Source organism: Fictibacillus barbaricus (assembly GCF_014635025.1).
Lineage (GTDB): Bacteria > Bacillota > Bacilli > Bacillales > Fictibacillaceae > Fictibacillus > Fictibacillus barbaricus.
Map to the genome: position 1 here is coordinate 21,916 of NZ_BMCE01000006.1, position 22,825 is coordinate 44,740.

Annotated in this window: 24 protein-coding genes and 1 other annotated feature; of the genes, 1 reads left to right on the forward strand and 23 read right to left on the reverse strand. The window is 42.8% G+C overall.

The window, feature by feature from the left end; translation table 11 throughout:
• Positions 1-54: 54 nt before the first annotated feature.
• Genes rplB through rpsJ form a run of 5 tightly spaced genes read right to left on the reverse strand, consistent with a single transcriptional unit; the run spans position 55 to position 2,839 of the window.
• The gene (rplB, locus tag IEV52_RS20720) at positions 55-885 is read right to left on the reverse strand and encodes a 50S ribosomal protein L2 (protein ID WP_188404468.1); all 831 of its coding nucleotides are present in this window, start codon (positions 883-885) and stop codon (positions 55-57) included.
• Between the two features lie 28 nt (positions 886-913).
• Positions 914-1,201, reverse strand: coding sequence for a 50S ribosomal protein L23 (gene rplW / locus IEV52_RS20725; RefSeq protein ID WP_066237959.1), 288 nt, complete (start codon positions 1,199-1,201; stop codon positions 914-916).
• A complete protein-coding gene (rplD, locus tag IEV52_RS20730; RefSeq protein WP_188404469.1) occupies positions 1,201-1,824 on the reverse strand; it encodes a 50S ribosomal protein L4 in 624 nt (207 codons plus the stop codon). Before rplD ends, rplW begins: the two co-directional genes overlap by 1 nt.
• Before the next feature lie 17 nt (positions 1,825-1,841).
• Positions 1,842-2,480, reverse strand: a complete 639-nt coding sequence (rplC, locus tag IEV52_RS20735; RefSeq protein ID WP_188404470.1) for a 50S ribosomal protein L3 — start codon at positions 2,478-2,480, stop codon at positions 1,842-1,844.
• Positions 2,481-2,530: 50 nt separating this feature from the next.
• Positions 2,531-2,839 (reverse strand): 30S ribosomal protein S10, encoded by a 309-nt coding sequence (gene rpsJ, locus IEV52_RS20740; protein ID WP_053356198.1) that lies wholly within the window; start codon positions 2,837-2,839, stop codon positions 2,531-2,533.
• 329 nt (positions 2,840-3,168) lie between these two features.
• On the opposite strand from rpsJ, the gene IEV52_RS20745 reads away from it, so the two are divergent.
• Positions 3,169-3,354 carry a hypothetical protein gene (locus tag IEV52_RS20745; protein ID WP_229754403.1) on the forward strand — a complete coding sequence of 62 codons (186 nt, stop codon included), beginning with the start codon at positions 3,169-3,171 and terminating at the stop codon, positions 3,352-3,354.
• 229 nt (positions 3,355-3,583) lie between these two features.
• Here IEV52_RS20745 and tuf read toward each other — a convergent pair whose 3' ends face one another.
• The 18 genes from tuf to rlmB all read right to left on the reverse strand — a co-directional run bounded on the left by tuf (position 3,584) and on the right by rlmB (position 22,817).
• The gene (gene tuf / locus IEV52_RS20750; protein ID WP_188404472.1) at positions 3,584-4,774 is read right to left on the reverse strand and encodes an elongation factor Tu; all 1,191 of its coding nucleotides are present in this window, start codon (positions 4,772-4,774) and stop codon (positions 3,584-3,586) included.
• 114 nt (positions 4,775-4,888) lie between these two features.
• A complete protein-coding gene (gene fusA, locus IEV52_RS20755; RefSeq protein ID WP_188404473.1) occupies positions 4,889-6,967 on the reverse strand; it encodes an elongation factor G in 2,079 nt (692 codons plus the stop codon).
• A gap of 74 nt (positions 6,968-7,041) precedes the next feature.
• Entirely contained in the window at positions 7,042-7,512 is a 471-nt protein-coding gene (rpsG, locus tag IEV52_RS20760; protein WP_066237973.1) for a 30S ribosomal protein S7, read from the reverse strand.
• Positions 7,513-7,560: 48 nt separating this feature from the next.
• Positions 7,561-7,983: a 30S ribosomal protein S12 gene (rpsL, locus tag IEV52_RS20765; protein WP_188404474.1), complete on the reverse strand. Its 423-nt coding sequence runs from the start codon at positions 7,981-7,983 to the stop codon at positions 7,561-7,563.
• A gap of 117 nt (positions 7,984-8,100) precedes the next feature.
• Entirely contained in the window at positions 8,101-8,349 is a 249-nt protein-coding gene (locus IEV52_RS20770; protein ID WP_188404475.1) for a 50S ribosomal protein L7ae-like protein, read from the reverse strand.
• An 84-nt stretch (positions 8,350-8,433) separates the two neighbouring features.
• Positions 8,434-12,057, reverse strand: a complete 3,624-nt coding sequence (gene rpoC, locus IEV52_RS20775) for a DNA-directed RNA polymerase subunit beta' (RefSeq protein ID WP_188404476.1) — start codon at positions 12,055-12,057, stop codon at positions 8,434-8,436.
• A 29-nt stretch (positions 12,058-12,086) separates the two neighbouring features.
• The gene (gene rpoB, locus IEV52_RS20780) at positions 12,087-15,629 is read right to left on the reverse strand and encodes a DNA-directed RNA polymerase subunit beta (RefSeq protein WP_188404477.1); all 3,543 of its coding nucleotides are present in this window, start codon (positions 15,627-15,629) and stop codon (positions 12,087-12,089) included.
• Between the two features lie 291 nt (positions 15,630-15,920).
• On the reverse strand, positions 15,921-16,523 hold the full coding sequence (locus IEV52_RS20785) for a class I SAM-dependent methyltransferase (protein WP_188404478.1): 603 nt from the start codon (positions 16,521-16,523) through the stop codon (positions 15,921-15,923).
• 123 nt (positions 16,524-16,646) lie between these two features.
• Entirely contained in the window at positions 16,647-17,012 is a 366-nt protein-coding gene (rplL, locus tag IEV52_RS20790) for a 50S ribosomal protein L7/L12 (protein WP_188404479.1), read from the reverse strand.
• 50 nt (positions 17,013-17,062) lie between these two features.
• Positions 17,063-17,563 (reverse strand): 50S ribosomal protein L10, encoded by a 501-nt coding sequence (gene rplJ, locus IEV52_RS20795; protein ID WP_188404480.1) that lies wholly within the window; start codon positions 17,561-17,563, stop codon positions 17,063-17,065.
• A 39-nt stretch (positions 17,564-17,602) separates the two neighbouring features.
• Positions 17,603-17,755, reverse strand: a sequence feature (ribosomal protein L10 leader region).
• 45 nt (positions 17,756-17,800) lie between these two features.
• The gene (gene rplA, locus IEV52_RS20800) at positions 17,801-18,502 is read right to left on the reverse strand and encodes a 50S ribosomal protein L1 (RefSeq protein WP_188404481.1); all 702 of its coding nucleotides are present in this window, start codon (positions 18,500-18,502) and stop codon (positions 17,801-17,803) included.
• 158 nt (positions 18,503-18,660) lie between these two features.
• Positions 18,661-19,086 (reverse strand): 50S ribosomal protein L11, encoded by a 426-nt coding sequence (gene rplK, locus IEV52_RS20805; protein WP_066238005.1) that lies wholly within the window; start codon positions 19,084-19,086, stop codon positions 18,661-18,663.
• 158 nt (positions 19,087-19,244) lie between these two features.
• The gene (gene nusG / locus IEV52_RS20810) at positions 19,245-19,778 is read right to left on the reverse strand and encodes a transcription termination/antitermination protein NusG (RefSeq protein WP_188404482.1); all 534 of its coding nucleotides are present in this window, start codon (positions 19,776-19,778) and stop codon (positions 19,245-19,247) included.
• Between the two features lie 76 nt (positions 19,779-19,854).
• Positions 19,855-20,097, reverse strand: a complete 243-nt coding sequence (gene secE, locus IEV52_RS20815) for a preprotein translocase subunit SecE (protein ID WP_308464589.1) — start codon at positions 20,095-20,097, stop codon at positions 19,855-19,857.
• 22 nt (positions 20,098-20,119) lie between these two features.
• Positions 20,120-20,269 (reverse strand): 50S ribosomal protein L33, encoded by a 150-nt coding sequence (gene rpmG, locus IEV52_RS20820; RefSeq protein WP_077365486.1) that lies wholly within the window; start codon positions 20,267-20,269, stop codon positions 20,120-20,122.
• 538 nt (positions 20,270-20,807) lie between these two features.
• Positions 20,808-21,458 carry an RNA polymerase sporulation sigma factor SigH gene (gene sigH / locus IEV52_RS20825; protein WP_066285495.1) on the reverse strand — a complete coding sequence of 217 codons (651 nt, stop codon included), beginning with the start codon at positions 21,456-21,458 and terminating at the stop codon, positions 20,808-20,810.
• A 79-nt stretch (positions 21,459-21,537) separates the two neighbouring features.
• Positions 21,538-22,056 (reverse strand): NYN domain-containing protein, encoded by a 519-nt coding sequence (locus tag IEV52_RS20830; RefSeq protein ID WP_188404483.1) that lies wholly within the window; start codon positions 22,054-22,056, stop codon positions 21,538-21,540.
• The gene (rlmB, locus tag IEV52_RS20835; protein ID WP_188404484.1) at positions 22,053-22,817 is read right to left on the reverse strand and encodes a 23S rRNA (guanosine(2251)-2'-O)-methyltransferase RlmB; all 765 of its coding nucleotides are present in this window, start codon (positions 22,815-22,817) and stop codon (positions 22,053-22,055) included. Before rlmB ends, IEV52_RS20830 begins: the two co-directional genes overlap by 4 nt.
• Positions 22,818-22,825: the final 8 nt, after the last annotated feature.

Genomic DNA, 22,825 nt, shown 5'->3' on the forward strand with positions numbered 1-22,825 from the left:
AGAACCTCCCTTTGTGTTTGCGCTACGGCTCGATTGAACCGTAGGACAATCACATTATTTTTTGCGACGACGTACAATGTACTTGTCAGTTTGGCTGTTTTTCTTACGAGTTTTATATCCAAGAGTTGGTTTGCCCCATGGAGACATTGGTGATTTACGTCCGATTGGAGCGCGTCCTTCACCACCACCGTGTGGGTGATCGTTAGGGTTCATTACAGAACCACGAACTGTTGGGCGGATACCCTTCCAACGAGAACGACCTGCTTTACCAACGTTTACAAGTTCATGCTCAAGGTTACCAACTTGACCGATTGTTGCACGGCAAGTAAGAAGGATCATACGAACTTCACCAGAACCAAGACGAACTAGTGCGTATCTTTCTTCTTTACCAAGAAGCTGAGCTTCAGCACCAGCTGAACGAGCTAATTGCCCGCCTTTACCAGGCTTAAGTTCGATGTTGTGGATAGTAGAACCTACAGGAATATTAGCTAATGGAAGTGAGTTACCCACTTTGATATCAGCTTCAGGTCCAGACATGATCTGTTGACCTACTTGGATTCCTTTTGGAGCTAGGATATAACGCTTCTCACCATCTGCGTAGTGGATCAGAGCGATGTTAGCTGTACGGTTTGGATCGTATTCGATTGTAGCAACGCGACCTGGTATTCCATCTTTGTTACGTTTGAAATCGATGATACGATACTTACGCTTGTGTCCACCACCTTGGTGACGAACAGTTAGTTTACCTTGGTTGTTACGACCAGCTTTTTTGCTAAGTGGAGCAAGCAAGGATTTTTCTGGTTGGTCAGTTGTAATTTCAGCAAAGTCAAGCTGAGACATGTTACGACGACCGTTAGTTGTCGGTTTAAACTTTTTGATACCCATTGTAATTTCCCTCCTTTACGAGTTCTTCTTAAACTCCTTCAAAAAAGTCGAGTTCTTTGCTTTCTGGAGTTAATGTAACTACAGCTTTTTTACGTTTAGATGTGTAACCAGTGTGACGGCCTACACGCTTAAACTTACCTTTGTAGTTAGCAGTGTTAACAGTTTGTACTTTCACGCCAAAGATTTCTTCTAGTGCGCCTTTGATTTGAGTCTTAGTTGCACGAGGGTTTACTTCGAACGTGTATTTTTTGTCAGCCATTATTTCAGTAGAACGCTCTGTAATAACGGGGCGCTTAATCACATCACGAGCTTCCATTATGCGAGCACCTCCCCTACTTTTTCCACAGCGTCTTTAGTCATAAGAAGCTTGTCGTGGTTTAACACGTCAAGAACACTAACGCCGTTAGCCGTAACAACTGTTACGCCAGGGATGTTACGTGCAGATAGAGCAACAGCGTCATTGTAATCAGCAGTTACAACTAATGCTTTACGATCTGCGGATAGATTTGTAAGTACTTGCTTCATTTCCTTTGTTTTAGGAGCGTCGAATGCAAGTGCTTCTAATACGATCAAGTCGTTATCTAGAACCTTAGAAGATAGCGCTGATTTAATAGCTAAGCGACGAACCTTCTTAGGTAATTTGTAAGAATAGCTTCTTGGTGTAGGTCCGAAAACCACTCCACCGCCAACCCATTGTGGAGAACGGATAGATCCTTGACGAGCACGTCCAGTACCTTTCTGTTTCCATGGCTTGCGTCCACCACCAGCAACTTCGGAACGGTTCTTAACATCATGAGTTCCTTGGCGCTGTGATGCTTGCTGCATAATAACAGCGTCGAAAAGCACGCTTTTATTTGGTTCAATACCGAAAACGGATTCGTTTAATTCGATATCGCCAGCTTGAGTACCATCTTGTTTAAATAATGCTACTTTTGGCATCAGATTGTCCTCCTTCCTTATTTAGCATCCTTTGCTTTAACAGCATAGTTAATTGTAACGTAGCTCTTTTTCGCTCCAGGTACGTTACCTTTGATCAATAGAAGATTACGTTCTGTATCAACCTTAATAACTTCAAGGTTTTGTACAGTTACTGTATCTCCGCCAGTACGTCCAGGCAATGCTTTCCCTTTGAAAACACGGTTAGGGTCAACTGCACCCATTGAACCAGGACGACGGTGGTAACGGGAACCGTGGCTCATTGGCCCGCGTGATTGCCCGTGACGTTTGATAACACCTTGGAATCCTTTTCCTTTAGATGTACCAGTAACGTCTACAGCGTCACCTTCTGCAAAAATATCAACCTTGACTTCCTGACCAACTTCGTATCCCGCAACATCAACATTACGGAATTCTTTAACGTAGCGCTTAGGGCTCGTGCTAGCTTTCGCAGCATGACCTGCTTGCGGCTTGTTAGTACGAGATTCTTTTTTATCGTCAAATCCAAGTTGGATAGCCTCGTAGCCATCGTTCTCAACGGATTTCTTTTGAAGAACAACGTTAGGAGTTACTTCTACTACAGTAACTGGGATAAGATCTCCGTTTTCTGCGAAAACTTGAGTCATACCAATTTTTTTACCTAAGATTCCTTTGGTCATTCGTCACACCTCCTATTAGTAAGTAAAATAATTTATTAGCAAACGTGAAATTATAGTTTAATTTCGATGTCTACACCAGACGGTAGATCCAAACGCATTAACGAATCAACTGTTTGTGGTGTTGGCTCGATAATATCGATCAAGCGCTTGTGAGTACGCATTTCGAACTGCTCACGAGAGTCCTTGTACTTATGAACCGCACGAAGGATCGTGTAGATCGCTTTCTCAGTAGGTAGTGGGATTGGACCTGATACCTTTGCTCCTGAACGCTTAGCAGTTTCAACGATTTTTTCAGCTGATTGATCAAGAATTCTGTGATCATACGCCTTTAAACGGATACGAATCTTTTGCTTTGCCATTATTTTCCCTCCTTTATTCGCCTATTTTGATAAACAGACATTGCTCCACGGAAATTCAACCTGATGTCACCAGCCATGGCAAAGGGGCCTGGTGTGTCAGCAACCTTCCGAATCATCGCAGTGAATGACCAACATTACTTATTATAGTGAATAGCAACGCCCAATGCAAGTTTTATTTGCATTTTTTTATTGCTAATCGCACTTTTTCTATTATAGAGACTTTATTCGCCGATTTCAACTTCCTTTTTCTTCTTTTACACACTTAAATGAGTTTCATCTATATAGAAGAAACAGTAATGACGGTTAAGTTGCTTGTGTTCCGGTAATGATTGAGTTCGTATGCAAGATTTGTGTCTTTGGACGAAACTGATCGACTTGCCGAAAAATACGTAAAATTTGCCGGATTAGATGGAAAACTCGCCGGATTATGTACGAAACTTGCCGGATTAAACCCTGATTTTCAGGAATTATTGATATCTTGGCAGCTCTGTGCTGTCTATCGATTATGGTCATAAGGAATATCCCTGGTTTTTCAGACAGAAATCGTTCTTTTCTACAAGATTATAGTTTTTTAGGTATGTTTTTTAAAAGCAATCTGTTGATAAAGACGTTGACTGGAACGGAAGGTGCGAGATTCCTGCGGAAGCAGCGGGACAGTAGAGACCCCGCAAACGTAAAGCGCAACAGAATAAATAAAAAAACACCCTCCATAAGGAGAGTGCTTTTTATTAAAGAGTAATGAGATTACTCAGTGATTGTTGCAACTACGCCTGCACCAACTGTACGTCCACCTTCACGAATAGAGAACTTAGTTCCTTCTTCGATAGCGATTGGAGCGATTAGTTCTACAGTCATCTCAACGTTATCTCCAGGCATAACCATTTCTACGCCTTCAGGAAGTTGGATGATACCAGTTACGTCAGTTGTACGGAAGTAGAACTGAGGACGGTAGTTAGAGAAGAATGGAGTGTGACGTCCACCCTCTTCTTTTGAAAGAACATAAACTTCTGATTTGAACTTAGTGTGAGCTTTAACAGTACCTGGCTTAGCAAGAACTTGTCCACGCTCAACATCGTCACGGGAAACCCCACGAAGAAGTGCACCAATGTTGTCTCCAGCTTCAGCATAGTCAAGAAGCTTACGGAACATTTCAACACCTGTTACAGTTGTTGATTTTGGCTCTTCAGTAAGACCAAGGATCTCAACTACGTCACCAACTTTTACTACTCCACGCTCAACACGTCCAGTAGCAACTGTACCACGGCCAGTGATTGAGAATACATCCTCAACTGGCATCATGAATGGCTTTTCAGTGTCACGAGGAGGAGTTGGGATATAAGAATCTACAGCGTCCATTAGCTCATGGATTTTAGCTTCCCACTCAGCATCTCCTTCAAGAGCTTTAAGAGCAGAACCTTTGATTACAGGAATGTCATCTCCTGGGAAGTCATACTCAGAAAGAAGGTCACGAACTTCCATTTCAACTAGCTCAAGAAGTTCTTCGTCGTCTACCATGTCACACTTGTTCATGAATACAACAAGGTAAGGTACACCTACTTGACGAGAAAGAAGGATGTGCTCACGAGTTTGTGGCATTGGGCCGTCAGCAGCAGATACTACTAGGATCCCACCATCCATTTGTGCAGCACCAGTGATCATGTTTTTAACATAGTCAGCATGTCCTGGGCAGTCAACGTGTGCATAGTGACGAGAATCAGTTTCATACTCAACGTGTGCAGTTGAGATTGTGATACCACGCTCGCGCTCTTCTGGAGCACCGTCGATTTGGTCATAAGCCATAGCTACACCTTTACCGTTTTTCTTAGCAAGAACAGTAGTGATAGCAGCTGTTAAAGTTGTTTTACCATGGTCAACGTGACCGATAGTACCAATGTTAGCATGCGTTTTGGAACGATCAAATTTCTCTTTACCCATGAGAAAGATTCCTCCTTAATATGTGTACATATAGTAGTTTTTTTATTTAAAACAGACAGTTTGTACTGCCCATTTTAGATTACATGAAAATATTGCTTCTTACAACCGAAGAGATTAAGCTCCAGTTGCTTTTTTGATGATTTCTTCAGAGATTGACTTCGGTACTTCTTCGTAGTGATCGAAGTGCATTGAGTAAACACCGCGGCCTTGTGTACGAGAACGCAAGCTAGTTGCATATCCGAACATTTCTGCAAGTGGAACCATTGCTTTAACCACTTGTGCAGTACCACGAGCTTCCATACCTTCAACACGTCCACGACGAGAAGTTACGTCACCCATAATGTCTCCCATGTACTCTTCAGGAACAACCACTTCAACTTTCATGATTGGCTCAAGAATTGCAGGGTCACATTTTGCTTTTGCGTTTTTAAGAGCCATTGAACCGGCAATCTTAAACGCCATCTCGTTGGAGTCAACATCATGGTATGAACCGTCAACGATACGGGCTTTAAGGTCAAGTAATGGGAAACCAGCAAGCATACCGTTTTTCATTGATTCTTCAATACCAGCTTGTACAGCAGGGATGTATTCACGAGGAACTACCCCACCAACGATTTTGTTTTCAAATACGAATCCAGATCCTTCTTCACCTGGCTCGAATTCGATCCAAACGTGACCGTATTGTCCACGACCACCAGACTGACGAACGAATTTACCTTCAACTTTAGCTGCTTGGCGAATTGTCTCACGGTAAGCAACCTGAGGAGCACCCACGTTAGCTTCTACCTTGAATTCACGGCGCATACGGTCAACTAGGATGTCTAGGTGAAGCTCACCCATACCTGCGATGATCGTTTGTCCAGTCTCTTCGTTTGTTTCAGTACGGAATGTTGGATCTTCTTCAGCAAGCTTAGCAAGTGCCATACCCATCTTATCTTGGTCTGCTTTAGACTTCGGCTCGATAGATAGAGAGATAACTGGCTCTGGGAATACCATTGATTCCAAGATAACAAGGCTCTTTTCATCACATAGTGTATCACCAGTTGTAGTATCTTTAAGACCTACAGCTGCCGCGATATCTCCAGCATATACGATAGAGATCTCTTCACGGGAGTTTGCGTGCATTTGAAGAATACGTCCAATACGCTCGCGCTTTCCTTTAGTAGAGTTCTGTACGTATGATCCAGAGTTAAGTGTTCCAGAGTAAACACGGAAGAACGTTAACTTACCAACATAAGGGTCAGTCATAACTTTAAATGCAAGTGCTGAGAACGGAGCTTCGTCACTTGATTCACGAGTTACTTCTTCTTCTGAATCTGGAAGTGTACCTTTAATCGCTGGTACATCAACTGGTGATGGAAGGTAATCAAGAACAGCGTCAAGCATTAGCTGAACACCTTTGTTCTTAAATGCAGATCCACAGATTACTGGGTAGAACTCAACGTTACAAGTACCTTGACGGATTCCTGCTTTAAGCTCTTCTTTCGTAATCTCTTCACCTTCTAAGTACTTCATCATCATTTCTTCATCTAGCTCAGCTACCGCTTCAATTAGCTTGTTACGGTATTCTTCAGCTAAAGGCATGTGCTCTTCAGGAATGTCACGAACTTCGATATCAGTACCAAGGTCGTTACCATAGAAGACAGCCTTCATTTCGATTAGGTCGATGATTGCTTCGAATTGGTCTTCAGCACCGATCGGTAATTGGATCGGGTGTGCGTTAGCACCAAGACGATCATGGATCGTTTTAACGGAGTATAAGAAATCCGCACCAATCTTGTCCATTTTGTTTACGAATACTACACGTGGAACACCGTAAGTAGTCGCTTGACGCCATACTGTTTCTGTTTGTGGTTCTACACCTGATTGAGCATCAAGTACAGCAACCGCTCCGTCTAATACACGTAATGAACGTTCTACTTCAACTGTAAAGTCTACGTGTCCTGGTGTATCAATGATATTGATACGGTGACCTTTCCATTGAGCAGTTGTCGCAGCGGAAGTAATCGTAATTCCGCGCTCTTGTTCCTGCTCCATCCAGTCCATTTGTGAAGCTCCTTCATGAGTTTCACCAATTTTGTGGATACGGCCAGTGTAGTAAAGTACACGTTCAGTAGTCGTTGTTTTACCAGCATCAATGTGAGCCATGATCCCGATATTACGAGTATTTTTTAAGGAGAATTCTCTAGCCATGAATTTCTCTCCTTCCTTATGCACAGGAATTTTTATAGTGTTTTAGAGACAGTCCGAAAACTGTCTCTATGATTTTACCAGCGGTAGTGAGCAAACGCTTTGTTCGCTTCAGCCATTTTGTGCATATCTTCGCGCTTCTTAACTGAAGCACCAGTATTGTTAGCAGCATCCATAATCTCGTACGCAAGACGTTCTTCCATTGTCTTTTCTCCGCGTAGACGAGAGTAGTTCGTTAGGTAACGAAGTCCTAGTGTTGTACGACGCTCTGGGCGAACTTCAACAGGAACTTGGTAGTTAGCACCACCAACACGGCGTGCACGAACTTCAAGAACTGGCATGATATTTTTAAGAGCTTGTTCAAACACTTCCATAGGATCTTGGTTTGTACGTTCTTTAATAAGATCGAACGCATTGTACAAGATTGTTTGAGCTACCCCTCTCTTACCGTCAATCATAATTTTATTGATTAGACGAGTTACAAGCTTAGACTTGTAAATTGGATCAGGTAACACATCACGACGAGCAACAGGTCCTTTACGTGGCATGTGGTCCCCTCCTTTCTGATAGTTGTTTAATTTATTTTAAAAGCTATATTATTTCTTAGCTTCTTTTGGACGCTTAGTTCCGTATTTAGAACGACCTTGCATACGGTTGTTAACACCAGCCGTATCAAGAGCACCACGAACGATGTGGTAGCGTACCCCCGGTAAGTCTTTTACACGTCCACCACGGATAAGAACAACACTGTGCTCTTGTAGGTTGTGGCCAATACCAGGAATGTAAGCTGTAACTTCGATTCCGTTAGTTAGACGAACACGCGCATACTTACGAAGCGCCGAGTTCGGCTTCTTAGGAGTCATAGTACCAACACGTGTACAAACTCCACGCTTTTGCGGAGATGAAACGTTAGTTTGGGACTTTTTGAAGCTGTTGTAACCTTTGTTTAACGCAGGAGAGTCAGATTTCTTTATTTTAGAAACACGACCTTTGCGAACTAATTGGTTAATTGTAGGCATTTTGTATTTCCTCCTCTCTTGTTTCGTAATACCACCGACCCAGGTGGTTCATTTTAGGACAAAAGAAAGTTTTTGCGAGCGGAGCGACAGACCTTGCTCATCGCAAAAACAGTAATTTTATCCTTTTATCGCAACAGTTGCGGCCCCGACATCTATACCGCATGCTTTTCCAAGCTTTTTCATGGAATCAACCTTCACGATCGGTACATACTTCTCTTCAGCAATCTGCAATACTTTGCTCGTTACTCGAAAATCAGCATCTTCCGCAACGACCAGCTCTTTGACCTCGCCGTTTTGTAAAGCTTTGATTGTTTGCTTAGTACCTACGATAATTTCAGAAGCCTGTGTCACTTTTTCATAAGACATACGAATATCCTCCAAAGTAACAATTCTTAGGAGCACATCCGTTATCATATCACCGATGCGCTCCCAATGTCAACATTTCATTTATTAATCTTGAGAAACAAGTTCTGTCGGCAGTTCTGCCTCTTCGCTGTTCTCTTCTTCAACTACCGGAGAATTGATTCCTAGGTTTCTGTAACGGTTCATACCTGTTCCAGCCGGGATCAACTTACCGATAATAACATTTTCCTTAAGTCCGAGTAGTTCGTCACGCTTACCTTTGATGGCAGCATCCGTAAGAACTCGAGTTGTTTCTTGGAACGATGCAGCAGACAAGAAGGATTCTGTCTCAAGTGATGCTTTTGTAATACCAAGAAGTACCGGGCGTCCTGTAGCAGGAGTTCCACCTTCAAGAAGTACATTACGGTTAACATCCGTAAACGCATGGATGTCCATAAGAGCTCCTGGAAGTACTTGAGAATCACCAGAATCGATGATGCGCACTTTGCGAAGCATCTGGCGAACCATAACCTCAACGTGCTTATCCCCGATTTCAACCCCTTGCATACGGTAAACTTTCTGTACCTCACGCAATAGGTATTCTTGTACGCCTTCAGCACCGCGTACCTTAATTAATTCTTTAGGATCGATAGAACCTTCTGTCAATACTTGCCCAGCACTTACCTTATCCCCTTCAACAACCTTAATGCGGGCACCGAAAGGAATCGTGTAAGATCTAGATTCTATCTCGCCTTGGACGACAACTTCACGCTTATCTTTATTGTCGTTCACGCCGACAACCGTACCTTCAAGCTCAGAAATAACAGCCTGACCTTTCGGGTTACGCGCTTCAAACAATTCCTGGATACGCGGAAGACCTTGTGTGATATCGTCTCCTGCTACCCCACCTGTATGGAAGGTACGCATTGTAAGCTGTGTACCTGGCTCACCGATGGATTGAGCAGCGATAATTCCAACAGCTTCCCCAACTTCAACGTCAGAGCCTGTTGCAAGGTTGCGCCCGTAACATTTCTTACAAACACCGTGACGAGTATCACACGTAAATACAGAACGAAGCGTTACTGACTTCACGCCTACTTCTTCAATATGAGCAGCCATATCTTCTGTGATCAGCTCGTTAACGTCTGCAAGAATTTCGTTTGTTTCAGGGTGGTATACCTTTTTAAAGGCAGTACGGCCGATCAAGCGCTCATGAAGCGGCTCGATCACTTCGTTGCCTTCTTTAATAGCAGCAACTTCTAAGCCGCGGTCTGTTCCACAGTCATCTTCACGTACGATAACGTCTTGAGCAACGTCAACCAGACGACGAGTAAGGTAACCAGAGTCAGCTGTTTTAAGCGCTGTATCGGCAAGACCTTTACGCGCTCCGTGAGTAGAGATAAAGTACTCGAGTACAGTAAGGCCTTCACGGAAACTTGATTTGATCGGAAGCTCGATGATTTTACCAGCCGGGTTGGCCATTAGACCACGCATACCAGCAAGCTGTGTAAAGTTAGATGCGTTACCACGGGCACCGGAGTCACTCATCATAAAGATTGGGTTTCGCTTATCAAGGGTACCCATCAATTTATTTTGGATTTCGTCTTTCGCCAAACTCCAAACATTAATTACACGCTCATAGCGTTCTTCTTCAGTGATCAAACCACGTCTGAATTGCTTTGTAACGTTTACTACTTTTTCTTCCGCAACAGCAAGGATTTCTTGCTTTTCAGGTAATACAACGATATCGGATACACCGATCGTGATACCAGCGCGTGTAGAGTATTTAAATCCTAAGTCCTTCATGCGGTCAAGCATTTTAGACGTTTCAGTAATCTTAAAACGTTTGAATACTTCAGCGATAATCTTACCAAGGATCCCTTTCTTGAAAGGAACAATTTCTTCATGCTTCTGAATTTCTTCTTTTACATTTGCAGCCGGATCTAAGAAGTACTTTTCAGGTGTTTCCACTTGAAGGTTCGTCGTAGTCGGTTCGTTAATGTAAGGGAATGACGGCGGCAGGATCTCGTTAAATAACAATTTACCTACGGTTGTCATCAGAAGTTTAGATTGTTGTTCTTCTGTGAAAGTTTCTTTATTCAAGCTGGATACAGGCACTGCAATTCGTGAATGCAGGTGTACATATCCGTTTTCATAAGCAATGATCGCTTCATTGATGTCTTTGAATACAGACCCTTCTCCAATAGCTCCTGCACGCTCAAGTGTTAAGTAATAGTTACCTAATACCATATCCTGTGAAGGGGTTACTACTGGCTTACCATCTTTCGGGTTCAAGATGTTTTGGGCCGCAAGCATTAAGATGCGAGCCTCTGCTTGAGCTTCAGCAGATAAAGGTACGTGAACCGCCATTTGGTCACCGTCGAAGTCAGCGTTATATGCTGTACATACGAGCGGGTGAAGACGAATTGCACGGCCTTCAACAAGCGTTGGTTCGAATGCTTGGATACCAAGTCTGTGAAGTGTAGGTGCACGGTTAAGAAGCACTGGGTGCTCGCGGATAACCTCTTCTAAAACATCCCAAACTTCAGGCTGAACGCGCTCTACTTTACGTTTTGCACTCTTAATATTGTGTGCAAGGCCTTTTGATACTAGCTCTTTCATAACAAACGGTTTAAACAGTTCCAGTGCCATCTCTTTAGGCAGACCACATTGATACATCTTTAAGTTCGGACCTACAACGATAACCGAACGACCAGAGTAGTCAACACGTTTACCCAGCAAGTTTTGACGGAAACGTCCTTGTTTCCCTTTCAGCATGTGTGAAAGTGATTTTAATGGACGGTTTCCTGGCCCTGTAACCGGACGGCCACGGCGGCCATTATCGATTAATGCATCGACTGCTTCTTGAAGCATACGTTTTTCATTTTGAACGATAATGTTAGGAGCACCTAGGTCTAATAGACGCTTCAAACGGTTGTTACGGTTGATAACACGACGGTAAAGGTCGTTAAGATCAGAAGTGGCGAAACGTCCGCCATCAAGCTGAACCATCGGACGCAATTCCGGCGGGATAACCGGAAGTACTTCAAGAATCATCCAATCGGCATGATTGCCGGAATGACGGAATGCTTCCAATACTTCTAAACGCTTAATCGCACGAGTACGGCGTTGCCCTTGTGCAGTTTTAAGCTCCTCTTTCAGCACCTCTACTTCTTTTTCAGCATCGATGTCTTCTAGAAGTCGTTTGATCGCTTCTGCACCCATCTGTGCAGTAAAGCCTTTTCCATACTTTTCACGGTATGTGCGGTATTCCTTTTCTGAAAGCAGTTGTTTCTTCTCAAGAGGAGTATCTCCTGTTTCAGTAACAACGTAAGATGCGAAGTAGATTACTTCTTCTAATGCTCTTGGAGACATATCCAAAACAAGACCCATACGGCTTGGGATACCTTTGAAGTACCAAATGTGAGATACAGGAGCAGCAAGCTCGATGTGACCCATACGGTCACGTCGAACTTTAGCTCTTGTTACTTCAACACCACAACGGTCACAAACCACGCCTTTATAACGGACGCGCTTATACTTTCCGCAATGACATTCCCAGTCTTTTGTAGGACCGAAAATTCTCTCACAGAACAAGCCGTCTTTTTCAGGCTTAAGTGTACGGTAGTTGATTGTTTCAGGTTTCTTTACTTCCCCTCTTGACCACGACCGGATCTTGTCCGGTGAAGCAAGACCAATTTTCATATATTCAAAATTATTTACGTCTATCAAGGAGCGTACCTCCCTTTTGATATCCTGGTTTAGTCATTCGCAGTGTAAGACTCAAGATTTAGATTTAACTTCTCGCTTGCCTGATCGTCTTCATCATCAAGCTCTCTCATTTCAATTTCCTGATCATCTCCAGAACAGATCTTAACGTCCATTCCAAGAGATTGAAGTTCTTTGATCAATACTTTAAATGATTCTGGAACACCTGGTTCAGGAACGTTTTCACCTTTAACGATAGCTTCATACGTTTTCACACGGCCGACAACATCATCGGATTTAACCGTAAGAATTTCCTGCAGTGTGTATGCTGCGCCATATGCTTCAAGCGCCCATACTTCCATCTCACCGAAACGCTGACCTCCGAATTGCGCTTTACCGCCAAGAGGCTGCTGTGTAACAAGTGAGTATGGTCCAGTTGAACGAGCATGCAGCTTATCGTCGACCATGTGAGCCAGTTTGATCATATACATAACCCCAACTGATACACGGTTATCGAACGCAGCACCTGTACGTCCATCATAAAGTACCGTTTTACCATCGCGAGCCATTCCGGCTTCTTCGATCGTAGACCAAACATCTTCCTCACGCGCTCCATCGAATACCGGTGTAGCGACATGAATGCCCAGCTGGCGAGCAGCCATTCCAAGGTGAAGCTCCAATACCTGACCGATGTTCATACGGGAAGGTACCCCTAGCGGGTTTAACATGATGTCAACTGGTGTTCCATCTGGAAGATACGGCATGTCTTCTTCAGGCATAATCTTAGAAATTACACCTTTGTTTCCGTGACGTCCGGCCATCTTATCCCCTTCGTGAATCTTACGTTTTTGCACGATATATGCACGAACGAGCTGATTCACGCCTGGAGGAAGTTCATCGCCATCTTCACGGTTGAATACTTTAACATCCAAGATGATTCCATCGCCACCGTGAGGTACACGCAATGAAGTATCACGGACTTCACGGGCTTTTTCACCGAAGATCGCATGCAATAAGCGCTCTTCTGCAGTTAGTTCAGTTACCCCTTTAGGCGTTACCTTACCAACTAGGATGTCACCATCTTTAACTTCTGCACCAACACGGATGATTCCGCGTTCGTCCAGGTTGCGTAATGCATCTTCTCCGACGTTTGGAATATCACGAGTGATTTCTTCTGGTCCAAGTTTTGTATCACGCGCTTCTGACTCATATTCTTCAATATGAATAGAAGTGTAAACATCATCTTTTACGAGGCGTTCGCTCATGATGACAGCATCCTCGTAGTTGTAACCTTCCCAAGTCATGAAGGCAACAAGAACGTTACGACCTAGAGCAAGTTCACCCTTTTCCATCGAAGGTCCATCCGCTAAGATTTCCCCTTTGGTTACTCGGTCACCTGTGCTTACGATCGGACGCTGGTTATAACACGTTCCTTGGTTGGAACGAATAAACTTAAGCATGTTGTAAGTGTCAAGGTCGCCTTTAACTTCCTTGCCATCTACTTCTTTAATGCGGCGTACTTGAACTTGTTTCGCTGTAACACGCTCTACAATACCTTCGTGCTTACAGATAACTGCAGCTCCGGAGTCTTTTGCAGATACGTGCTCCATTCCTGTACCAACGATCGGTGATTCAGGAACAAGCAAAGGTACAGCCTGACGTTGCATGTTCGCTCCCATCAGGGCACGGTTGGAGTCATCATTTTCTAAGAACGGAATACAAGCTGTCGCAGCGGATACAACCTGTTTCGGCGATACATCCATGTAGTCGATGCGTTCGCGCTTAACAACAGTGTTGTCACCACGGAAACGTGCGATTACGTCTTCGTTCATGAATTCTCCGTTTTCTCCAAGGATGGAGTTTGCCTGAGCCACTACGTATAGATCTTCTTCATCGGCAGTCAAGTAATCGATACGGCTCGTTACACGGCCTGTTTCAGGATCTACACGACGGTATGGTGTTTCGATAAAACCGTATTGGTTCACTTTTGCATAAGAAGAAAGTGAGTTGATCAGCCCGATGTTCGGACCTTCCGGCGTCTCGATCGGACACATACGTCCGTAGTGAGAGTAGTGAACGTCACGAACTTCAAAGCCTGCACGTTCACGTGTAAGACCACCTGGCCCTAGTGCGGAAAGACGACGTTTGTGCGTCAATTCTGCGAGCGGGTTCGTTTGATCCATGAACTGTGAAAGCTGAGAGCTACCAAAGAACTCTTTAATAGAAGCAATAACAGGACGGATATTGATCAGTGCTTGCGGTGTGATCGCGTTCGTGTCTTGGATAGACATACGTTCACGAACTACACGCTCCATTCTGGAAAGTCCGATTCTGAATTGGTTTTGAAGAAGTTCACCAACAGAACGCAGACGACGGTTTCCAAGGTGGTCGATATCATCCGTGCTTCCTACTTGATGCAATAGGTTAAAGAAGTAGTTGATAGAAGCAATAATGTCTGACACGGTAATGTTTTTAATTTCTTTATCAACAAGTCCGTTTCCGATAACATTAATGATTCTTTCGCCTTCTTGATCGTCAGGTGCATAGATTTTAATAGATTGAAGTGCGATATCTTGATCTTCTGCCACTCCACCTGCAGGTGTTACAGTTTTGAAACCTACACCACTTTCAAGAGCAGGAATAATCTTATCTAGCGTTCTGCGGTCAAGAAGTGTACCTTCTTCAGCAATTACTTCACCGGTTTCAGCATCAACGAGCGTTTCAGCTAGTTTCTGGTTGAACAGGCGATTCTTTATATGAAGCTTTTTATTGATTTTGTAACGTCCAACGTTAGCCAAGTCATAGCGTTTCGGGTCAAAGAACCTTGAATCTAATAAACTTTTGGCATTATCTACTGTTGGAGGCTCTCCTGGACGAAGACGCTCATAGATTTCGAGAAGGGCTTTATCCGTTCCTTCTGTATTATCCTTATCCAGCGTATTGCGAAGATACTCGTCTTCTCCAAGCAAATCAATGATTTCTTGATCAGACCCAAACCCTAAAGCACGAAGCAATACGGTAATAGGGATTTTTCTCGTGCGGTCAATACGCACATAAACTACGTCCTTAGCATCTGTTTCAAACTCCAGCCAGGCACCGCGGTTTGGAATGACAGTAGCGGTAAAACCTTTTTTACCGTTTTTGTCGATTTTCTCACTATAGTAAACACTTGGTGAACGAACGAGCTGTGATACAATTACACGCTCTGCCCCGTTGATCACAAAGGTTCCCGTATCTGTCATTAACGGGAAATCTCCCATAAATACTTCCTGCTCTTTTACTTCGCCCGTCTCTTTGTTGATCAGACGCACTTTCACACGAAGCGGAGCAGCGTAAGTAACATCGCGCTCTTTTGATTCATCTACAGGATACTTCGGCTCACCTAAGTTATAATCAATAAACTCTAAAACGAGGTTCCCTGTAAAATCTTCAATCGGCGAAATGTCTCGGAACATTTCACGTAACCCCTCATCAAGAAACCATTGATAGGAAGCGGTTTGAATTTCAATTAAGTTTGGTAATTCAAGCACTTCGCTAATTCTTGCATAACTTCTTCGTTGGCGGTGGCGTCCAAACTGAACTAGTTGACCTGTCAACTGCTTCACCCCTCAAATCCAGCGTTTTTTTCGTGTTTTTTTATTTCTATCTAACATTCTAGTAAGAACATTAGAAAACAAAAAGAAAAAGGGTTTCATATGTTAAAACCGCAGTTTTCCTATTTTGATAAAAGCTATTATATAATTTTGTCCAACTTTTTCACATTCTATACGTCTAAACATGAGTAAAAAACGTTGATATATCAACGTTTTTTCGCTTACCACGAAAAATAAGCAGGAAAATGCGAATCCATTGGCATTTTATAATACTAACATACGGGATTTATCAAGTCAAACTTTTATTGCGCGTAAAATATAGTAACCTTTTTTCTTCGCGGCAGTTTCAACTTGCCCGAATAATTCTTCTATTTTTTCCATAGCAGATGGCGCACCTTGTTTCTTTTGAATGACCACCCATAACTCGCCACCAATGCAAAGTTTACGATGGGCATCCTCAAAAATCTGATGAACAACTGCCTTGCCTGCCCGGATTGGCGGATTTGTAATAATAGCCGCAAAATCACTGTCTTTCACTTCGGTAAACAGATAACTTTTCATGATCTTGACGTTATCTACTTTGTTAGCTTGAGCATTTACTTTCGCGAGTTCAACAGCTCTTTCATTAATATCTACCATTTGAACAGTTCGATCAGGCTCTGCTTTTGCAAGTGATAGTCCGATCGGTCCATATCCGCAGCCTACATCTATATAATCACCAGGCACTTCCGGAGGTACAAAGGACTCTATTAAAACACGGCTGCCAAAATCTACTTCTTTTTTGGAAAAAACGCCGGCATCTGTCGTGAAACGAAACTTTTCACCCTTTAATACAAAATCCCATGTTTCTCTTTTACTTTCTGTACCCGGTGTTTCAGAATAATAATGGTTCTTCATCGTTTAAACAACTCTCCTTACCTTCTGATAAAGACAGTATTCCCGTTTCAAAATCGTTTAACGGTCTATCTAACAATAAAACAAGCAAAAAGGTCCGCCATCGGGCGAACCTTTTCTTTTGAATTACTTAACTTCAACAGAAGCTCCAACTTCTTCAAGCTTAGCTTTGATTTCTTCAGCTTCTTCTTTAGATACGCCTTCTTTAACTGGCTTTGGAGCACCGTCAACAAGTTCTTTCGCTTCTTTAAGTCCAAGACCTGTAAGTTCACGAACAACTTTGATAACTTTAATTTTTGAAGCTCCACCGCTTGCAAGAATTACGTCGAATTCAGTTTGTTCAGCAGCAGCGTCTGCACCAGCAGCTCCACCAGCTACAGCTACAGGAGCAGCAGCAGTTACACCAAACTCTTCTTCGATTGCTTTAACTAGGTCGTTAAGCTCTAAAACAGTCATTGTTTTTAAGCTTTCAATGATTTGTTCTTTTGACATTATAATTTCCTCCTTATGGAATGTAAGTTATTATTGGATGAAGAATCGGCTTACGCGCCTTGTTCTTCTTTTTGTTCTGCAACAGCCTTAGTAGCCAACGCAAAGTTGCGGATAGGTGCTTGAAGCACGCTGAGTACCATAGAAAGAAGACCTTCTCTTGAAGGAAGTTCAGCAAGAGCTTTTACTTCTTCTAGAGACGCGATGCGTCCTTCGATTACACCAGCTTTAATTTCAAGCGCTTCGTGTTTCTTCGCGAAGTCGTTAAGGATCTTAGCCGGAGCTACAACATCTTCATTTGAGAATGCGATCGCTGTAGGACCAGTCAAGTGTTCAGCTAATTCTTTAAGGTCATTCGCTTCAGCAGCGCGGACTACCATTGAGTTTTTGTAAACCTTAAACTCGATGCCAGCATCACGCAAAGACTTACGAAGTTCAGTAACCTCAGCAACAGTAAGACCACGGTAGTCAACAAGGATCGTTGATTGGCTATTTTTGATTTTCTCAGAAATAGTGGATACTACTTGCTTTTTTGTTTCTAAAATGCTGCTCATTATTACACCTCCTGTAAAATGATTGCATCACCGCAGGTTTTGTCCAAAAACAAAGCCTCCATGTCGAGACATGGAGGCGTGAGTATCTAAAGTCATAAGTAAATAACTAATGAGCTTATCGACGCTTCACCTCGGCAGGAAAATTTTAAGCCTGATGGCTCCTGCTGTCTACGGCATTCATCTGATGCGTTTGTGTTTAACAGTATATAATATAACGGGTGTTTTCCCGTTTGTCAACTATCGTTTTACAGTGAAAGAAGATGGGTTAACTTTGATCCCAGGTCCCATAGTTGAAGAAATTGCTACGTTCTTCATGTAAGTTCCCTTAGCAGCAGCAGGTTTTACTTTTAACAATGTTTCGATGATTGTTGAAAGGTTTTCTGCAAGCTTGTCAGCTTCGAAAGATACTTTACCGATCGGCACGTGTACGTTACCCGTTTTATCAACACGGTATTCAACTTTACCAGCTTTGATCTCGTTAATCGCTTTTTCTACTTCAAATGTAACAGTTCCTGTTTTAGGGTTTGGCATTAAGCCTTTTGGTCCTAAAACACGTCCAAGTTTACCAACTTCAGCCATCATGTCAGGAGTTGCAACGATTACGTCGAACTCGAACCAGCCTTGTTGGATTTTGTTGATGTAGTCAGAATCTCCAACGTGATCTGCTCCAGCAGCTTCAGCTTCTTTTGCTTTTTCACCTTTAGCGAAAACTAATACACGTTGAGTTTTACCAGTTCCGTTTGGAAGCACTACTGCTCCACGAACTTGTTGGTCAGCTTTCTTCGTGTCTACACCTAAACGAACTGCAACTTCTACAGACTCGTCAAATTTTGCAGGAGCAGCTTTTTTAACAAGCTCGATCGCTTCTGCAACATCGTATGCTTTTGTGCGGTCTACTAATTTAGCCGCTTCTTGGTACTTCTTACCTTTGTTTGCCATTGTATTGTCCTCCTTATGTGGTTTAGCGGATATTCCTCCCACTTATTGCGCTTATGAATAAACGCAATTCAAACGCATTGCATGAATAAAGGTTGCGAACCGTTAACGGCAGGATATCAATCCATTTACTCGCAACCTAATAAACATCAAACACGGAATTAGTCTTCGATAACAATTCCCATGCTGCGCGCTGTACCTTCAACCATACGCATTGCAGCTTCTACGCTAGCAGCGTTTAGATCAGGCATTTTTGTTTCTGCGATTTCGCGAACTTTATCACGCTTTACAGTCGCAACTTTTTTCTTGTTTGGCTCACCAGAACCTGACTCGATTCCCGCAGCTTTCTTTAAAAGAACAGCAGCCGGAGGAGTTTTAGTGATGAATGTAAATGAACGGTCTTCGAAAACCGTGATTTCTACCGGAATGATTAAACCAGCTTGATCAGCAGTACGAGCGTTGAATTCTTTACAGAATCCCATGATGTTTACCCCAGCTTGTCCTAGTGCAGGTCCAACTGGCGGTGCCGGGTTTGCTTTACCAGCAGGGATTTGCAATTTCACCATTTTAATAACCTTTTTAGCCACGCGACACACCTCCTTAAGTCCGTGATGTGGTATTATGGGCCGAAACCCTCCCACTCAAAAATACGCTTCCCCTCCTAAAAGAGAAGAAGCAGTTGATTAGTAATATCAAACATAAAAAATTCTATCACCTTTTCAAAGTGATTACAAGTCTTTTTCCATTATAACTTGCTAACTTGGTTAAACTCGAGTTCAACAGGCGTCTCACGGCCAAACATATTGACGTGAACTTTAAGCTTGCGTTTTGTTGCATCGATCTCTTCGATCGTACCAACGAAGTCAGCAAAAGGACCTTCTTTTACTTTTACAGATTCCTTGATCTCGAAATCCACTTCAACACGCGGCGCTTCCATACCCATACCTTTAAGAATATGTTCTACTTCCTCAGGCAATAGTGCCGTTGGTTTTGAGCCCGCTCCAGCAGAACCGACAAACCCCGTTACCCCAGGTGTATTACGCACTACGTACCATGAATCATCCGTCATGATCATTTCCGTTAATACATAACCCGGGAAAACTTTCTTCATGCTAGTTTTCGTCTTGCCGTTCTTTGTTTCGGTCTCTTCTTCTACAGGTACAAGTACACGGAAAATCTTGTCTGTCATCCCCATAGATTCTAAACGCTTTTCCAAGTTTGCTTTTACCTTGTTTTCATAACCTGAATAGGTATGAACTACGTACCAATTTTTTTCCATACGATGGGACCCGTGTCCTTTCCCTCCTAAAATGGATAATACTCTAGCATTCTATCCAAAAGAAGCTGTATCTAATCTACCCTAAAATAAGCTCAACTAATTGTGAAATACCTAGATCCACAACCCAGAAGAACAAAGCCATAATCACTACAGTTGACAGTACAATCCCCGTATAGCGAAATAATTCTTTTCGCGAAGGCCAGCTAACGCGCTTCATTTCCTTGTTTACATCGGAAAGAAACTTTGCTGGTGATTTTTTTGTCTTTTCTGCAACATCCGCCATCTTCATAAACCCCCATGCCTTTAATTCATTTAACATTTATAAAAAAAGCTTACTTCGCTTACTTCGTTTCCTGGTGAATGGTATGAGCATTGCAGTAGCTGCAAAACTTTTTAACCTCGACTCGTTCAGGATTGTTTTGTTGGTTCTTCATCGTAGTATAATTTCGTTTTGAGCATTGTTTACAGGCTAAAAAAACTTTTTTTCTCATGCTAAATAAACACCTTTCGTGCGACAAAGCCACTCATCCACGTTACAATGTTACTTTTAAAACCTTAACATAGGGGTATAAGCTTGTCAATAAAGGGGAAATGACCTCAAAACCATGTTGATGGCATTTAATCCGCTCCCTTTCCCAGGATAAACTGGCCCCTTTCATTCTTTCCTCTACAGGCGTAGACTTTTAAGGACACTTCCAAAAGGGCAGCAGATCTAAATTAAGTCTAAACTGAACCATATTAAGTCTAAATAGATAGTAATTAAGTCTAAAATCGCATCTAATTAAGTCTAAACGCTACTTCATTAGGTTATTTCTACATTCCGATCTTAAAGGTTGTGGCTTTTGAAAGGGTTTCGTAAAGCACCCCGTTAATTAGCGCAAGGTGCGAGACTCCAGCGGGAGCAGCGGGACAGGTGAGACTCTGCAGGTGCAATTAGCTAGCTCACCTTACCCCTCGCGGAAAGCGAGCAGCCTGGAGCTTAAAAAAACAAAGTAAGCAAAAAAAGAGCAGGATCACTTCCCCCTGCTCTTAAGATGTTATCTCTCTTAATTCTAGATACCGTTCTAATTTACGTTTTACTCGCTGCAGGGCGTTATCAATCGATTTTACGTGCCTGTCGAGATCAACTGAGATTTCCTGATATGATCTTCCGTCGAGGTACAGCATAAGAACTTTACGTTCTAAATCACTCAATATTTCTCCCATCTTTACTTCAATATCATCAAATTCTTCTTGATTGATAATCAGTTCTTCAGGATCGGTGACCTTTGTACCGCATATAACATCCATTAGTGTACGGTCAGACTCTTCATCATAGATGGGCTTGTCCAACGACACATACGAATTTAACGGAATGTGTTTTTGTCTAGTTGCCGTTTTAATAGCGGTAATCATTTGCCTCGTAATACAGAGTTCGGCAAAAGCTTTAAAGGATGACAGCTTGTCCTCTTTAAAATCACGAATGGCTTTGTACAGCCCGATCATTCCTTCTTGAATAATATCTTCCCGGTCTGCACCGATTAAAAAGTATGATCTCGCTTTAGCACGAACAAAATTTTTATACTTGTTGATCAAATATTCAAGTGCTGCGCTGTCTCCCTCATGAACCAGTTCCACAAGGCTTTCATCTTCCATTAGCTCGTAATCGCTTACTGACAGTTCCTTGAGATCTATGTTCACGACAAATCCCCCCACCAGGTTTTTACCGGCAAAATATAGAAATATTATATCTTATAGTTCACAAAAGCGTCAAGATTCCTTATTTTTGACCTCTTCTCCATCTTTCAAATATTTCGGCAATTTCATCTGATAGATGGATAGAGGAGGGGTTTTGTTTTCTTTTTCGTTCGCCGACGGAAACATGTATGTGTTTTTCTATTTCATCCATTTCGTTCTTTAGTTCGCGTGCGGATTTGCGAAGTGCACCTTTACCAAAGATCTGCCACTGTTCTGTTGAATCCGATGTCGCCACATAAATACGTGTGTCTATCGATTTCAATTCTCCAACCAGCCGTTCAATCCGTTCATCCGCTGTTTCATTCTCTCGTGTAAAAATAACTTCCACACGATGATTTTTTGTCTTTTTCTCTGTGCCGGGTGACAGGTGGGCATCAAATACAACAATGACTTGATACCCCGTTGTTCCCTGGTACTCTGCCATATACTCGATCAGCAGATCCCTTGCTTTTGCAAAGTCTGATGTTTTTAGGCTCCGAAGTTCGGGCCAAGCGCCAATGATGTTGTATCCATCAACAATCAGATAGTGGCGGGTTTTCATTTTCGCGCTTCTAGCGGATTGCGGTTGCGGTACACTTCATACATTAACAGACTGGCAGCAACTGAAGCGTTTAAAGAAGTTACTTGTCCCTTCATTGGAAGCTGAACGAGGAAATCACATGTCTCAGAAACGAGTCTCCCCATCCCTTTCCCCTCACTTCCAATAACAAGGCCTAATGGCATGTCCCACTTTGCCTGCCTGTAATCTTCTTTCCCTTTCATATCAGCCCCGGCAAACCACATGCCGCGGTCCTTTAATTCTTTCATGGTCTGAACAATATTGGTTACACGAACAACAGGAATATATTCGATAGCCCCCGTAGAAGCCTTTGCAACAGTTGCCGTTAAACCTACTGAACGTCTTTTCGGTATGATGATGCCATGTGCTCCGACGGCATCAGCTGTACGCATGATCGATCCTAGGTTATGCGGATCTTCCAGCTCGTCCAATAAAATAAAGAAAGGCTCTTCACCGCGTTCTTCAGCTATTTTAAACAAATCATCGATCTCAGCATAGGTATATGCAGCCACACCAGCGATAACACCCTGGTGGTTACCTCCGCCGCTTAAAGAATCTAGCTTTTGTTTCGGTACATATTGTACAAGTACGTTTTGTTTTTTTGCCATTGAAACAATTGTACTAACAGGACCCTTTTGAGAACCCTCTCCTACAAAAATTTTATTAATATCACGGCCGGAGCGCAGCACTTCCATGACCGGATTACGGCCAATAATCAGTTCTTGTTCTTTTCCTTCACTCATCTTTTGAC

What these genes read in the sequence shown, in the direction of transcription:
- rpsJ (WP_053356198.1), bottom strand. Translation starts at nt 2,839, where the DNA reads ATGGCAAAGCAAAAGATTCGTATCCGTTTAAAGGCGTATGATCACAGA.
- rplD (WP_188404469.1), bottom strand. Translation starts at nt 1,824, where the DNA reads ATGCCAAAAGTAGCATTATTTAAACAAGATGGTACTCAAGCTGGCGAT.
- rplC (WP_188404470.1), bottom strand. Translation starts at nt 2,480, where the DNA reads ATGACCAAAGGAATCTTAGGTAAAAAAATTGGTATGACTCAAGTTTTC.
- rlmB (WP_188404484.1), bottom strand. Translation starts at nt 22,817, where the DNA reads ATGAGTGAAGGAAAAGAACAAGAACTGATTATTGGCCGTAATCCGGTC.
- rpsG (WP_066237973.1), bottom strand. Translation starts at nt 7,512, where the DNA reads ATGCCACGTAAAGGACCTGTTGCTCGTCGTGATGTGTTACCTGATCCA.
- IEV52_RS20830 (WP_188404483.1), bottom strand. Translation starts at nt 22,056, where the DNA reads ATGAAAACCCGCCACTATCTGATTGTTGATGGATACAACATCATTGGC.
- IEV52_RS20785 (WP_188404478.1), bottom strand. Translation starts at nt 16,523, where the DNA reads ATGAAGAACCATTATTATTCTGAAACACCGGGTACAGAAAGTAAAAGA.
- rplJ (WP_188404480.1), bottom strand. Translation starts at nt 17,563, where the DNA reads ATGAGCAGCATTTTAGAAACAAAAAAGCAAGTAGTATCCACTATTTCT.
- nusG (WP_188404482.1), bottom strand. Translation starts at nt 19,778, where the DNA reads ATGGAAAAAAATTGGTACGTAGTTCATACCTATTCAGGTTATGAAAAC.
- fusA (WP_188404473.1), bottom strand. Translation starts at nt 6,967, where the DNA reads ATGGCTAGAGAATTCTCCTTAAAAAATACTCGTAATATCGGGATCATG.
- rpsL (WP_188404474.1), bottom strand. Translation starts at nt 7,983, where the DNA reads ATGCCTACAATTAACCAATTAGTTCGCAAAGGTCGTGTTTCTAAAATA.
- secE (WP_308464589.1), bottom strand. Translation starts at nt 20,097, where the DNA reads ATGTTAAATGAATTAAAGGCATGGGGGTTTATGAAGATGGCGGATGTT.
- IEV52_RS20770 (WP_188404475.1), bottom strand. Translation starts at nt 8,349, where the DNA reads ATGTCTTATGAAAAAGTGACACAGGCTTCTGAAATTATCGTAGGTACT.
- tuf (WP_188404472.1), bottom strand. Translation starts at nt 4,774, where the DNA reads ATGGGTAAAGAGAAATTTGATCGTTCCAAAACGCATGCTAACATTGGT.
- rpmG (WP_077365486.1), bottom strand. Translation starts at nt 20,269, where the DNA reads ATGAGAAAAAAAGTTTTTTTAGCCTGTAAACAATGCTCAAAACGAAAT.
- rplL (WP_188404479.1), bottom strand. Translation starts at nt 17,012, where the DNA reads ATGTCAAAAGAACAAATCATTGAAAGCTTAAAAACAATGACTGTTTTA.
- rplW (WP_066237959.1), bottom strand. Translation starts at nt 1,201, where the DNA reads ATGGAAGCTCGTGATGTGATTAAGCGCCCCGTTATTACAGAGCGTTCT.
- rplA (WP_188404481.1), bottom strand. Translation starts at nt 18,502, where the DNA reads ATGGCAAACAAAGGTAAGAAGTACCAAGAAGCGGCTAAATTAGTAGAC.
- rplB (WP_188404468.1), bottom strand. Translation starts at nt 885, where the DNA reads ATGGGTATCAAAAAGTTTAAACCGACAACTAACGGTCGTCGTAACATG.